General features: G+C 45.2%; 11 protein-coding genes. 3 read left to right on the forward strand and 8 right to left on the reverse strand.

Going from position 1 to position 12,950, the window contains the following annotated elements; all coding sequences use genetic code 11:
* Window positions 1-75 precede the first annotated feature (75 nt).
* The 8 genes from RSK81_RS10595 to RSK81_RS10630 all read right to left on the reverse strand — a co-directional run bounded on the left by RSK81_RS10595 (window position 76) and on the right by RSK81_RS10630 (window position 8,935).
* Window positions 76-423 carry a VOC family protein gene (locus tag RSK81_RS10595; protein ID WP_002926730.1) on the reverse strand — a complete coding sequence of 116 codons (348 nt, stop codon included), beginning with the start codon at window positions 421-423 and terminating at the stop codon, window positions 76-78.
* 110 nt (window positions 424-533) lie between these two features.
* Complete coding sequence (spxB, locus tag RSK81_RS10600) at window positions 534-2,309, reverse strand: pyruvate oxidase (protein WP_004189978.1); 1,776 nt, start codon at window positions 2,307-2,309, stop codon at window positions 534-536.
* A gap of 300 nt (window positions 2,310-2,609) precedes the next feature.
* Window positions 2,610-4,832 carry a heavy metal translocating P-type ATPase gene (locus RSK81_RS10605; protein ID WP_315686751.1) on the reverse strand — a complete coding sequence of 741 codons (2,223 nt, stop codon included), beginning with the start codon at window positions 4,830-4,832 and terminating at the stop codon, window positions 2,610-2,612.
* Window positions 4,833-4,842: 10 nt separating this feature from the next.
* Window positions 4,843-5,214 carry a cupredoxin domain-containing protein gene (locus RSK81_RS10610; protein ID WP_002901455.1) on the reverse strand — a complete coding sequence of 124 codons (372 nt, stop codon included), beginning with the start codon at window positions 5,212-5,214 and terminating at the stop codon, window positions 4,843-4,845.
* 18 nt (window positions 5,215-5,232) lie between these two features.
* Complete coding sequence (locus RSK81_RS10615; protein WP_002901456.1) at window positions 5,233-5,628, reverse strand: CopY/TcrY family copper transport repressor; 396 nt, start codon at window positions 5,626-5,628, stop codon at window positions 5,233-5,235.
* Window positions 5,629-5,773: 145 nt separating this feature from the next.
* Window positions 5,774-6,406 carry an SGNH/GDSL hydrolase family protein gene (locus RSK81_RS10620; RefSeq protein ID WP_315686753.1) on the reverse strand — a complete coding sequence of 211 codons (633 nt, stop codon included), beginning with the start codon at window positions 6,404-6,406 and terminating at the stop codon, window positions 5,774-5,776.
* The gene (locus RSK81_RS10625; protein WP_002915994.1) at window positions 6,406-7,263 is read right to left on the reverse strand and encodes a Cof-type HAD-IIB family hydrolase; all 858 of its coding nucleotides are present in this window, start codon (window positions 7,261-7,263) and stop codon (window positions 6,406-6,408) included. The genes RSK81_RS10620 and RSK81_RS10625 overlap by 1 nt, the downstream gene beginning before the upstream one ends.
* A 7-nt stretch (window positions 7,264-7,270) precedes the next feature.
* Window positions 7,271-8,935, reverse strand: coding sequence for a MutS-related protein (locus RSK81_RS10630; protein WP_002926733.1), 1,665 nt, complete (start codon window positions 8,933-8,935; stop codon window positions 7,271-7,273).
* A 180-nt stretch (window positions 8,936-9,115) separates the two neighbouring features.
* Here RSK81_RS10630 and RSK81_RS10635 point away from each other — a divergent pair, with 180 nt between their 5' ends.
* The 3 genes from RSK81_RS10635 to RSK81_RS10645 all read left to right on the forward strand — a co-directional run bounded on the left by RSK81_RS10635 (window position 9,116) and on the right by RSK81_RS10645 (window position 12,934).
* Window positions 9,116-9,757: a GntR family transcriptional regulator gene (locus RSK81_RS10635; RefSeq protein WP_002896558.1), complete on the forward strand. Its 642-nt coding sequence runs from the start codon at window positions 9,116-9,118 to the stop codon at window positions 9,755-9,757.
* A 247-nt stretch (window positions 9,758-10,004) separates the two neighbouring features.
* The gene (locus tag RSK81_RS10640) at window positions 10,005-11,195 is read left to right on the forward strand and encodes a glycine betaine/L-proline ABC transporter ATP-binding protein (protein ID WP_004189995.1); all 1,191 of its coding nucleotides are present in this window, start codon (window positions 10,005-10,007) and stop codon (window positions 11,193-11,195) included.
* Window positions 11,196-11,209: 14 nt separating this feature from the next.
* Window positions 11,210-12,934, forward strand: a complete 1,725-nt coding sequence (locus RSK81_RS10645; RefSeq protein ID WP_315686756.1) for an ABC transporter permease/substrate binding protein — start codon at window positions 11,210-11,212, stop codon at window positions 12,932-12,934.
* Window positions 12,935-12,950 lie beyond the last annotated feature (16 nt).

Raw genomic sequence — 12,950 nt, forward strand, 5'->3', positions numbered from 1 at the left:
AGTTCACATAAAAACGCATAAAATCAACACTTTTGTAATCAGTTGATTTTATGCGTTTTTTCTATTTTAACAGACCTATTTCATTCGATAAAAATCAATTACTAGACCAGCAGGACCTTTAACTAGCAGAGATTCCGTGCCCCAATCAGTTACAACTGGGCCGTGTAAAATCTCGGCACCAAGCTCTTTCAACCGTTGGTAGTTCTGCTCTACATCCTCAACCTCGACATGAAGAATGATTCCTGACTGAAAATTTTCCAAAGGAATCAGATGATTTTGGGTCAACATGAGGCAATGACTGCCAATCGTGAACTGAGCAAAACTGTCGTCAACATAGTCTGCCTTTTTATCCAAAATACGCTCCAAGTCAGCACAGACTTGAGGAACATCTGAAACGATGATATCTAATTGATTTAAATTCATTTACTATCCTCCATAAAAAGACCGAATTGCTCCGATCTTTTCAAGTTCAACTCTAAGAAAATCAAAGAATAAAGGCTACAAAGTTTACATTTGATTTTCGGCGAGAGGAATTATTTAATTGCGCGTGATTGCAAGCCTTCTTCTTCCAAGAAGAGGCGGAATGGTACGAGTTCTTCTGCTTCGTATTTTTCCTTGAAGGCTTTGATTGCTTCTTCTGAGTGAAGTTTTGGATCGAGTTCAAGTACTTCTACTGGAAGTGGACGGTGTTGAGTGATGCGGGCATCGATGACAACAGTTTTACCTTCTTTGTTGAGTTTTACAGCTTCTGCAACAACTGCATCGATGTCTTCGATACGGTCAACTGTAAATCCAACTGCACCCTGAGCTTCTGCAATTTTAGCGTAGTCAGCGTTTGTGAAGTCTACACCAAACAAGTGTTTGTTGGTGTCTTCGTATTTGTTTTTGATGAAGCCGTACTCAGCATTTGAGAAAACCAGGTTGATAACTGGAAGATCGTATTGAACGTTTGTGATAACGTCTGGGTAGCACATGTTAAATGCACCGTCACCCATGATGTTCCATACTTGACGATCTGGATTGTCTTTCTTAGCAGCGATACCACCAGGAAGGGCGATCCCCATTGTCGCAAAGAGTGGAGATGTACGCCACATGTTCTTAGGTGTCATGTGAAGGTGACGAGTAGATGTTTGAGTTGTGTTACCTACGTCGATTGAGTAGATGGCGTCTTGGTCAGCATGTTTGTTAATGGCATTGTAAACTTGGTACAACTGCAACTCACCTTCAGTTTTGCCTTCGAGTTTGTTCATATAATCGCGCCAGTTTTGGTTGTTCTTCACATTGGCACGCCACCATGGAGTAGACTCAACTGCGTCTACCTTATCAAGGATTGCTTTAGCTGCTTGACCTGCATCACCAAGGATTGAAGCGTCAAGGGCATGGCGTTTACCAAGTTTGTAAGGGTCGATATCCACTTGGATGAATTTTTCAGTATTCTTGAAGGCTTCGTACACTTCAGCAAATGGGAAGTTTGAACCAAGGAAAAGAACTGTGTCTGCTTCAAAGACCACTTCGTTGGCTGGTTTCCAACCAACACGGTAAGCAGAACCTGTCAAACCTTCATAGTTCCATTCGAAAGCTTCAAAGTTTTTACCAGTTGTGATGATTGGTGCTTTGATTTTACGTGACAATTCAGTAATCACTTCACCAGCTTTCACACCACCAAATCCAGCGTAGATAACTGGGCGCTCAGCCTTGTTCAATATTTCAACCGCTTTGTCGATTTCAGTTTCGTTCAAAGCAGGAGCGATGAATGAACGCTCGTAAGAACCTGATCCATAGTATGAGTTTTCATCGATTTCTTGGAAACCGAAGTTTACAGGGATTTCAACAACAGCTGGACCTTTTTTAGAAACAGCAGCACGGCAAGCTTCGTCAATCACTTTTGGCAATTGCTCAGCGTAAGCTACACGTTTGTTGTATACAGCGATACCGTTGTACATTGGGTTTTGGTTAAGCTCTTGGAAGGCATCCATATTGAGTTCGTTGACTGGACGTGATCCAAGAATAGCAAGGAATGGAGTGTTATCCATAGCTGCATCGTAAACACCGTTAATCAAGTGAGTCGCACCTGGGCCACCTGAACCAACTGCAACCCCGATTGAGCCGCCGAATTTAGCTTGCATCACCGCTGCAAGAGCACCAGTTTCTTCGTGGCGAACTTGCAAGAAACGGATATCTTTGTCTTCAGCCAAAGCATCCATGAGTGAGCTGAGTGTTCCTGATGGGATACCGTAGATGGTGTCTACGCCCCATGTTTTCAATACGTTGAGCATTGCTGCAGATGCAGTAATTTTTCCTTGAGTCATAATAATAACTCCCCTTCAATAAAATAAATTTTCAGTTATTGAAAACATTTCCACTTGTGAATGAAAACGCTTCAAGAAACTTTACTCTATCAATTTACCATGTTTTTTCTCACTTGTATAAGAATATGCTCATAGATGATATAGAACTATTACATAACACAATGCTCTTTTTTTGAGAAAATTTCACAAACTATATTAGTATAGGATATTTTATTATAATTTGCATGCACCTCTAAGACTTGTAGCTGTAGGAAATCGAACAAAAAGCGATACAAAATTCTGTATCACTTTTTATTTCATTTAATCAATTTTCTCAACATTGAGAAGCAGCGAGCTAGTCAAAACAGACAAAGAACTAAGGGCCATAGCAAGACCTGCTAGTTCTGGATTGAGGGTCAATCCCAGTCCTACAAAGACTCCAGCAGCAATTGGAAGCCCAAGGATATTGTAGATAGAGGCCCAGAAGAGATTGAGTAAGATCCTGCGGAAGGTCTTTTGACTCATGTCAAAGGCGCGCACAACGCCAAGTAAATCATTTTGCGTGAGCACGATGCCACCGGACTCGATCGCAATATCCGTTCCAGATCCCATAGCGATCCCCACATCCGCGATCGAGAGAGCTGGAGCATCATTGATCCCATCTCCAACAAAGGCGACCTTGCTAGATTCTTGCAGTTTTTGGATGGCGCTAGCTTTTTCTTGAGGAAGGACATCAGCAATGACGGTGTCAATTCCCACTTGCTTAGCAATAGCTTGGGCCACCCGTTCATTATCCCCCGTTAACATGACCGTTTTCAAGCCCCGTTCTTTGAGCTTTTTGATCGCTTCTTTTGAGCTGGCCTTCGGAGCATCTTGAATGGCAATCAAGCCAATCACTTGCCCATCCACAGACAAACTGATCACTGTTTTGGCCTGCTCTTGCAACTCTACCATCCGTTTTTCAAGCTCCGGATCCATCGCTGTCCCGTCATGAAGTTTGCCATTTCCCAAGGTCACCAACTGCTGGTCGATCTGACCTTGGACCCCTTTTCCTTCAATCGCTTGGAAGTTTTCCACAGGGAATAACACCAAACCTTTTTCTTCTGCTTGGGATAACACCGCTTGGGCTAGTGGATGTTCTGAAAAAGTTTCAAGACTAGCAGCCAGTGTCAAGACACGCGCTTCATCTCCTACAACATCGGTTACAAGTGGTTGGCCAATGGTAATAGTCCCTGTCTTATCAAACACAACGGTTTGAATCTTTTGCACTTCTTGAAGAACCGTTCCATTTTTAATCAGAACCCCCATCTTGGCACTACGGCCGGTTCCGACCATCAGGGCTGTTGGGGTTGCTAAACCAAGGGCACAAGGACAGGCAATAATGAGGACAGAGACTGCATAGAGCATGGCCTCTTGAAGCGACGCGCCCAGAAGCACGGACCAAACCCAGAAAGTCGCAATGGCCAAAATCGTCACCACTGGAACAAAGATACCTGAAATCTTATCCGTCAAATCTTGAATAGGAGCACGACTGGATTGGGCCATTTTGACAAAGTCCACAATTTGAGATAAGAGGGTCTCACTACCGACTTTTTCAGCCTTAAAGAGAATGGTCCCATTGCTGTTGATAGTGGAGCCGATAACTGCATCACCAACTGATTTTTCCACAGGCAAGCTTTCACCTGTCACCATCGACTCATCAATGGTCGTACTTCCTTCTACAATCGTCCCATCAACCGCAATCTTTTCCCCAGGACGGACCCGAATCAAGTCATCAATTTGGATATCTTCTGCCGCCACCTCGACATAGTTCCCATCACGGAGAACTTGAGCCGTTTTTGCCTGCAAATCCAACAACTTTTCCACAGCCTCGGAGGCATTGTTACGCATCCGTTCTTCAAAGATTTGCCCTAAGAGGATAAAGAAGATGATAAAACCCGCAGCCTCAAAGTATACTGGCTGACCAGTAAAAAGGGCAAATACACTATAGACATAGGCTACCAGGGTTCCAAGAGCTACCAAGGTATCCATATTGGAATGGTGCTTCTTAAATGAGGCCCAGGCACTCTTGATAAAAGGAACTCCTGCTACCAACATGATCGGCGTTGTCGCTAGAAAAGTCCCCCAGCGACTGACTGTATGGGATACAAATCCTGCCATCATCCCGATCATCAAGATCAATAAAGGAAGGGTAAAGATACTAGTAATCCAAAAGCGATCCCGTAAACTTAAGACACGACGGCGTTTTTCCACAACCGTGTAGGAACCCTTTTGCATCTTCATTCCACATGAAAACTCGAAGTCCCCTGTTTCTGTCGGGGTAAAGGATATCACCTTATCCACACCGACTTCCAAAGGCTCTAAAATCCCCTGATCTTCAAACAAAATTTCCTTGTAACAGCCGGAAGGATTGACCCGATGGAAGGTGATTTCAGCAGGGATCCCTTTTTGAAGTTGAAATTCTTTGGGACTATAGCCCTTTTCTGCTGTAATACGGATCTTTTGCACTCCGTTTTCCACAACTGCTTTTTGTTTTTCTACCATACCTACTCCTTTATTCCACAATCATGTGACCATGCATCATGTTCATTCCACATGAATACCCATATTCGCCCGCTTTTTCTGGCGTAATTTCAATGACATGTTTTTCACCTAAAGGCAAATCTTCATGAACGCCAAAATCTGGAAAGATCACTTGAGCCAGACATGAAGATGGATCCTTGCGATTAAAGATGATCCGGGCTGGAACATTCTTTTTCAGGACAATGGTTTCAGGCGAATAGCCCCCCATGACTTCGACTTCAATTTCTTGATAACCTGATTTCTGACGAGCGTGGCCGCTTACCTTTTCATGCTCTGCAAAGAACCACCAAGCAATAAAAGCAACCACAAGTAAACAAACAATACTAATCAACAATCCAAACATGGAATTTCCTTCTTTCTATTACATACAATTGCAAGGGACTGTTTCGACAGCCTCTGCTTTCTTTTCTTCCAGGACCTGCTGCAGCTGATTAAGATCTGCAAGCGTAAAGTCACTCGCCTGAATCAAGTTTTCAAGCACCTGGACAATCCTTTTGGAGCAAACCTTGTCTTTCACATCCTCAACGACCAAGTCTAAACTCTGGTCCTGCTTCAACAAAGCCGAGTAAACAAAGGCTTTGCCTGATTTTTCTCTAGTCAAACATCCTTTCTCCACCAAGCGGGTCAAGAGAGTCTTGACCGTCGACTTCGACCAGTCAAAGCGCTCGGACAAGACGGCAATCAAATCCGTGCTGGTCTGCTTGCCTTCCATCCAGATAATCTTCATGATGCGCCATTCCGCATTGGAAATTTGCATGACCTCTCCTTTCTAAATCTACATTTGTAAATCTTATAATCCTATTTTACCTCTAAGATTTACATTTGTCAACCAAAAGTTTTAAAAAAAAATCTTCCTTTGAAGATTTGTCTGGTTGGGCTTTTTTCGCTCCCTATTTTTATCTCTATAACGTCTCCTGCAAAGCCTTGGACAGGGCTGCATAGCCAGCAATGGTCAGATGGAGGCCGTCCCTTGTGTAGTCTGGGCGCAGCTGGCCTCCCTCGTCCAAAAAAGCATCGTAGAGATCAATAAACTGGACATTCATGTAGGCGTTAGCCAGCTGGCGATAGGATTGATTGAGAGCCTGAATCTTTTCATTGCTGCGGACATAGACCGTGCTCTTGTAGGCGGGAGCTTCATTGACCGGCAGGACAGACAGCAACTGGATCTGAGCCAGAGGATAATCACGAGAAATCTCCTGAATAATGGCTTCTAAATTGGCCAGCGTTTCTGTCTGAGGCATCTCCTTGCCAATATCATTGGTACCTATCAGGATAAAGACCTTATCCAAAGCCTGCCCAAAGAGATGGGCATCCAGATTTTCTAAAAGCAAATCAGTCTTATAGCCCCGAATGCCGCGGTTGACCAGTCTTTTATCCGTCTGCAATAGTTCCTGCAATGGATAGTATTCTACGATAGAATCTCCGATAAAGATGATGTCTGGATCCTTGACGGAGAGTTGATTGAGTTCTCTGTAGTTTTGCTGCAATTTTGCCTGCTCCTTGAGAAGCCATTCTTCTAATAATTGTACTGCCATTATCCTTTTTCCTCTTCTAAGTATTGCTCAAGCACCTGTAAAACACCGGCTTCTGTATTGACCGGCGCTAGGTAATCTGCTACCTTTTTGACTCGCTCATCGCCATTCTCCATAGCGTAAGAAATACCAGCTAATTCAAGCATTTCTATATCATTTTCACTATCGCCAAAAGCCATGATTTCCGAGCTTTGAATCTGCCACTTAGCCATCAGTTGCTGCAAGCCCCAAGCCTTGTGCATCCCATCTTGGAGGATGTCAATGGCTCCATAACCACTAGCAACCGCGCTCAATCGGCCTGCAAAATGCTGATTAATCAGACGAGCATACTCTGCTGCTGCCGCCTCTTCTACCATCATACTCATTTTCAAGACCTTGTCAAAGGAATAATCCTGAAGGCTAGGCACAAAGTTCATCCGTTTGTGGAAAAGCTGGGCCATTTCCTTGGTCATAACCTTTTCAATCAAGGGAAACTCTGTTCCCTCTTGAACAAAGCCGCCTCTTTCAGAGGTCACAACCAGCTGAAGCTCCCTTTCATGACCGGAAAAATAAGCCAGCGCATCCCTAATCAATCCAGGTTCCCAGAAGCTGCTCATGCTTAGCTGGTTCTTTTCAAAAATCCGGGCTCCGTTGGCGACTACCAAGGTCATGCGTTCTACCAAATCTCTCAATAGCAGACGCATCCGTGGAATTTCATTACCAGTAGCCACCACAAAGCGAATGTCTCTCTTCTCCAATTCATCTAAAATAGTAGCCAGACGCGGCAAATCCAGCTGTCCCTGTCCGTCTAGCAAGGTTCCATCCATGTCTGTCGCTATCATCTTTACAGTCATCTTTTTATCCATTTCTATCTTTATCATCTGGTTTTTACTGTTCCTTTTCCAGCAAGTTCCAAGAACCGCTGGCTTCGTAGGCGGTGATTATCTCCCTGGCTGTATCCGTGATCTCTTCTGGATAGTTCAGGCTCTCTAGTGTATTAACCGCATTCTTGGTCAAAGCGCTGCCTTGCTTAATCTTATAGTCAAAGACAATCTCTCCTGCTATATATTGACTGTCAAAGTGATATTGAGCATTGAGCTGACCAGAGGCTGCTACCAACTCCACATCATGGCTCGAAATCATGTAAAGACAGGGTTTCTGGGCTAGCCAATCAATGATTGCTAGTCCTGCACCAATCCGCTCAACAGTATTGGTTCCTTTAAAAAGCTCATCGATGAAAAAGTAGTGCAAGCCCTCTTCTTCCAAGGAATCTATCATGCGCTCAATAGCCCTACTCTCAGCGATAAAGTAACTATCCCCAGAGCCAATGTCATCGGTCACATCCATTGAGCTCAGGACATGACCATGCTGCAAGGTCAAGCTCTCGGCGCAAGCAAAGCCTAACCCCTGAGCCAAGATAGCATTGATAGCTGCTATTCTCAGGTAAGTCGATTTTCCAGAAGCATTATCGCCACTAATCATCATATTCTTAGAAAAATCCAAATCATTGCTGACAGGCCGCTCTAAGAGTGGGTGATAGAGGCCCTTGCCTTTCATCCCAGCTGAGCTTGTAAAGCTAGGTTTCGTATAAATTGTCAGGCTTTCCTTGTAGTTAAGTAGAGCAATCGCTGCCTCTAAGCGACCTAGAATCTCCAGCACTTGCCTAGCCTGTTGATTGGCCTTGACCAAACGATTGGAGATATAGGCCTGAGCCAACTGAGGTATCAGCAAGACGGAGTTGATATAGAGATAGAAAATCTCCAGCTCAGAGGCACCCGACTGGGGTCGAAAGACTTCTCCAAAAAGCTGTGTTCGGCTAAAAGAAGCCACCGCTTCTTTCAAAGCAGCTTGCTGGGGCAAGGGCAGGCGGGCAATCTTTTCACCAATATAGAAGATCCGTACCAGATAGCCCATGCTATCCAACTTCATCTCGAGAGACCAGCGCGTGGCCATGGAATAAACGATATTAAAGGCCATACTGATGATGGGAACTATATATCCCAGACTAGGATTGATAAAATAGAGGAAAGGGGAAAGTATCGGAATCGCAGCCAAGAACAGGTAAAAACTCCCCTTGTGATTCGCCTGAGCTGGTTTATAGATCAGTTTCTTAGCTTGATTGTGATTTTTCTTGCCAAGCTCAGAAAAAAGCAGCTGCAACTGATTGCGCACCTCTGGATGCTGGGTAAAATAGGACTGCAAATCATCAAATTCCTGATCTACCTCGAAATGCAACAGGCGGAGTTTGCTGTAAAGGTACTCTGAACCTAGACTGGATTGGGCTGCTGTATCAATATCCTGAAAAATATCAAAAAAGTCCAAATCTCCCCAAGTCTGGTCGTCCACCAGACTATCATAGGTTCCAGCTTCTTCGTCTAGCAAAAAAGACTCATATAGACTGGACTCACTGTCTGGCCGGCAATCCACCCGCTCACGGCTTCCCCAAGCAGCAGCTAAACGCTTCTTAAAGCGAAGCTTTCTCCGAATAGCAGAGGCTATGACAAGCACTAGCACCGCCAAAAAGCCCAGTAATACCAAGATAAATTGTGACATAAATATCCTCACCCCTTCCAGAAAACCTCTGACTTTTAGACATATTATACTACTTAAAAAAGTAAAAAGAAAGGCAAGAAGAGGCGGTTAAGACGGTCGATTTTATAAAGGGCACTTTTCAATCTTCCAGTTTTATATTATAATCATAGCTATATTCCTGTCGTAAAATTGGAGGTCCTCATGAGCAAAAAAGAAGTCGCATTCCCACGCTACCAGCAGATTGCCGTCGCTATTGCCGAGCGAATCGTTGACGGCAAATATCCCATCGGCAGCAAGATCTATGCCCGCTCTACCTTAGCCAGCAACTTCAATGTCTCCCCTGAGACAGCCCGCAAGGCTATCAATGTGCTGGTAGATCTGGAAATCATGGAAGTCCGCCACGGCAGCGGGGCATTCATTTCTTCCAAGGAAAAAGCCCAGCAGTTCCTTGAGACCTATAAAGATGTCAACTCTCTGCAGGACCTCAAAAGCAAGCTCCACCAGAGCATCCAGCGCCAAGAGGAAGAATTTGCAAACTTTTCCCAACTCCTTAACCAGCTTCTCAGCCGAACTAAAGATGTCCAGCAGCGCTTCCCTTTCAATCCCTACGAGCTCCAGCTCTCAGCAGACGCCATCAACCTAGGAAAATCTATCAATGAACTCAATATCTGGCACTCGACTGGCGCTACCATTGTCGCAGTCCAGCAGGGAGACCAACTCCTAATCTCGCCTGGTCCTTATACCAAGCTGGAAGCCGGCAATACCATCTATTTTGTTGGCAACGAATTATCAGTCGGTTTGATGCATAATTTATTTTTTAATGAAATTGAAACAAACAAGTGAAACAGCACTTGTTTTTTCTTTGTCAAAAAAACAGAATAGACAGGCAAATCCGCTGTCTGACAAGCTTTTTACGACTTTCAAAAATATTTCAAAAAATCACTCCCCTTTTTTATAATATCCGAAAAATACCGGTCTGACGGTCTTTTGGGTTTGACAAAGTGACCACACGATGTTATACTGTGATGGTCTTTTAAGTGACAACTTATCAAAATAAACATGTAGTCACTTGTGCAAAAGGAGAAATACGTTGAATAAACTAGAAGTAAAACATTTGACTAAAATTTTCGGCAAAAGGCAAAAGCAGGCACTGGAAATGGTGCAGCAAGCCAAAAGCAAAACGGAAATTTTAGAAAAAACTGGTGCTACTGTCGGAGTTTACGATGTAAACTTTGAGGTTCAGATCGGAGAAATTTTTGTCATCATGGGACTGTCCGGTAGTGGGAAGTCTACCCTTATCCGCCTGCTCAACCGATTGATTGACCCAACATCAGGCGACATTTACATCGACGGCCAAGATGTGGCCAAGATGAACGAAGAGGAGCTGCGTGACGTTCGCCGCCACAAGCTCAATATGGTCTTCCAAAACTTTGGACTCTTCCCGCATCGGACCATTTTGGAAAATACTGAGTTCGGTCTGGAAGTTCGAGGTGTTGATAAGGAAGAGCGCACGCGCCTAGCTGAACAAGCTCTGGACAATGCCGGTCTCCTGTCCTTCAAGGACCAATACCCCGATCAGCTCTCCGGTGGGATGCAGCAGCGGGTCGGCCTAGCTCGAGCTTTGGCCAATAATCCTGATATTCTGCTCATGGACGAGGCCTTCTCAGCTCTAGATCCCCTTATCCGCCGCGAAATGCAGGATGAGCTGCTGGATCTGCAGGCAGAGCATGAGCGTACCATTATCTTTATCACCCACGATCTCAATGAGGCCCTGCGTATCGGTGACCGTATTGCTATTATGGCTGACGGTCAGATTATGCAGATTGGCACCGGTGAGGAAATCCTGACCAATCCAGCCAACGACTTCGTTCGAGAGTTCGTTGAAGATGTGGACCGCTCCAAGGTCTTGACTGCCCAGAATATCATGACAACGCCACTGACTACTAACATTGATATTGACGGACCAACCGTGGCTCTTAATCGGATGAAAAAAGAAGAGGTCAGTATGCTGCTGGCTGTGGATAGGAAGCGGCATCTCAAGGGTAGTCTAACTGCCGAAGCCGCCCGAGATGCCCGTAAGCAACATCAAGCACTGGCTGAAGTGATTGATAAGAACGTCCGCAAGGTCACTCAGGAAACCCTGATTACTGATATTTTCCCGCTGATTTACGATTCACCAGCGCCTCTGGCCGTTGTAGATGATAAGGACAAGTTAGTCGGCGTTATTATTAAAGGTCGAGTCATCGAAGCCTTGGCCAATACTACTGAATCTGAAGAATAAGGGAGGTTCGCATTTTGAATATTTTACAACAGCCAATCCCCGTTTCTCAATGGGTTGAGGCCTTTACTAACTGGGTAACTGATACCTTCTCCGGGCTTTTCTCGGTCCTTCAGGCTATCGGAAATGCCATCATGAATGGAATGACAGACACCCTGCTCTTCATTCCGCCCCTGCTCTTTATCGCAGTTATCACTATCTTTACCTATTTGATTTCCAAGCGTAAGCTAGGGCTGCCCCTGCTCACCCTCCTAGGCCTGCTCTTTGTTTACAACCAAGGCCTCTGGGAAAATCTCATGAACACTGTGACCTTGGTCATCGTCTCCAGTGCCATTTCCATTATCATCGGTATTCCACTGGGGATTTGGATGGCTAAGAGCAACCGTGTCGAAGCTGTCATTAAGCCCTTGCTGGACTTTATGCAGACCATGCCGGCCTTTGTCTACCTGATACCGGCCGTGGCCTTCTTCGGTATCGGTATGGTGCCTGGGGTCTTTGCCTCCGTCATCTTTGCCCTGCCACCGACTGTCCGCTTTACCAATCTAGCCATTCGTCAGATTCCGACCGAGCTGATTGAAGCGTCAGACTCTTTCGGGGGCAATGGCAAGCAGAAGCTCTTCAAAGTTGAGCTGCCTCTGGCTAAAAACACCATCCTAGCTGGGGTCAATCAGACCATCATGTTAGCTCTGTCTATGGTCGTTACTGCCTCTATGATTGGGGCGCCAGGACTGGGCCGCGGCGTTCTCTCTGCCTTGCAGCATGCCGACATCGGTTCCGGATTTGTCAATGGGGTGTCTCTGGTTATCCTGGCCATTATCATTGACCGCCTGACTCAGAAGCTCAACCAACCTCTGGCTAAAAAATCACCGGTCACTGCCAAGGAAAAACGCAAGAAGATTATGCTCTGGTCTGCTCTGGCTGCAGTCATCCTGACAGCATTTGTCGGAAATCAAGTAACCAAGCTTCAGCAAAGCAAAAAAGAAAAGGTCAACCTTGCCTATGTTGAATGGGACTCCGAAGTTGCCTCAACCAATGTCGTAGCGGAAGCTCTCAAAGAAATAGGCTACGATGTCACCATCACACCGCTGGACAATGCCGTTATGTGGAAGTCCGTTGCCAATGGCGAAGCCGATGCCATGGTTTCTGCCTGGTTGCCGACTACCCATGCTGCTCTCTATGAGGAGTACAAGGATAAGCTAGTGGACTTGGGGCCAAACCTTGAGGGCGTTAAGACAGGACTAGTCGTACCAAGTTATATGGATGCTGACTCTATCGAAGACCTGTCAGACCAAGCCAAGAAAACTATCACAGGTATTGAGCCCGGCGCTGGTATCATGACCGCGACTGAGAAGACTTTGCAAGAATACAGCAATCTCAGTGGCTGGAATCTTTCTTCTTCCTCAACAGGAGCCATGACTACTGCTCTGGATCAGGCTATTAAGAATAAAGAAGATATCATCGTAACCGGCTGGTCACCACACTGGATGTTCTCCAAGTACGACCTCAAATACCTCAAGGATCCTAAGGGAACCATGGGCGGCAAGGAAGCTATCCACACTATTACTCGAAAAAATCTAGATAAGGACTTGCCAGAAGTCAACAAGGTCCTAGACAACTTCAACTGGACTCAAAAGGACATGGAAGAAGTCATGCTTAAGATTAACGAAGGCAGCTCACCAGAAGCTGCAGCCAAAGAGTGGATCAAAAACCACCAGAAAGAAGTCGAAAGCTGGAAAAAATAAAAGCATAGAAAAAAGG

Source organism: Streptococcus sp. DTU_2020_1000888_1_SI_GRL_NUU_041A, from assembly GCF_032387735.1.
Taxonomy (GTDB): domain Bacteria; phylum Bacillota; class Bacilli; order Lactobacillales; family Streptococcaceae; genus Streptococcus; species Streptococcus sanguinis.

What these genes read in the sequence shown, in the direction of transcription:
- RSK81_RS10620 (WP_315686753.1), bottom strand. Translation starts at nt 6,406, where the DNA reads ATGGCAGTACAATTATTAGAAGAATGGCTTCTCAAGGAGCAGGCAAAA.
- RSK81_RS10630 (WP_002926733.1), bottom strand. Translation starts at nt 8,935, where the DNA reads ATGTCACAATTTATCTTGGTATTACTGGGCTTTTTGGCGGTGCTAGTG.
- RSK81_RS10625 (WP_002915994.1), bottom strand. Translation starts at nt 7,263, where the DNA reads ATGATAAAGATAGAAATGGATAAAAAGATGACTGTAAAGATGATAGCG.
- spxB (WP_004189978.1), bottom strand. Translation starts at nt 2,309, where the DNA reads ATGACTCAAGGAAAAATTACTGCATCTGCAGCAATGCTCAACGTATTG.
- RSK81_RS10595 (WP_002926730.1), bottom strand. Translation starts at nt 423, where the DNA reads ATGAATTTAAATCAATTAGATATCATCGTTTCAGATGTTCCTCAAGTC.
- RSK81_RS10615 (WP_002901456.1), bottom strand. Translation starts at nt 5,628, where the DNA reads ATGCAAATTTCCAATGCGGAATGGCGCATCATGAAGATTATCTGGATG.
- RSK81_RS10610 (WP_002901455.1), bottom strand. Translation starts at nt 5,214, where the DNA reads ATGTTTGGATTGTTGATTAGTATTGTTTGTTTACTTGTGGTTGCTTTT.
- RSK81_RS10605 (WP_315686751.1), bottom strand. Translation starts at nt 4,832, where the DNA reads ATGGTAGAAAAACAAAAAGCAGTTGTGGAAAACGGAGTGCAAAAGATC.
- RSK81_RS10635 (WP_002896558.1), top strand. Translation starts at nt 9,116, where the DNA reads ATGAGCAAAAAAGAAGTCGCATTCCCACGCTACCAGCAGATTGCCGTC.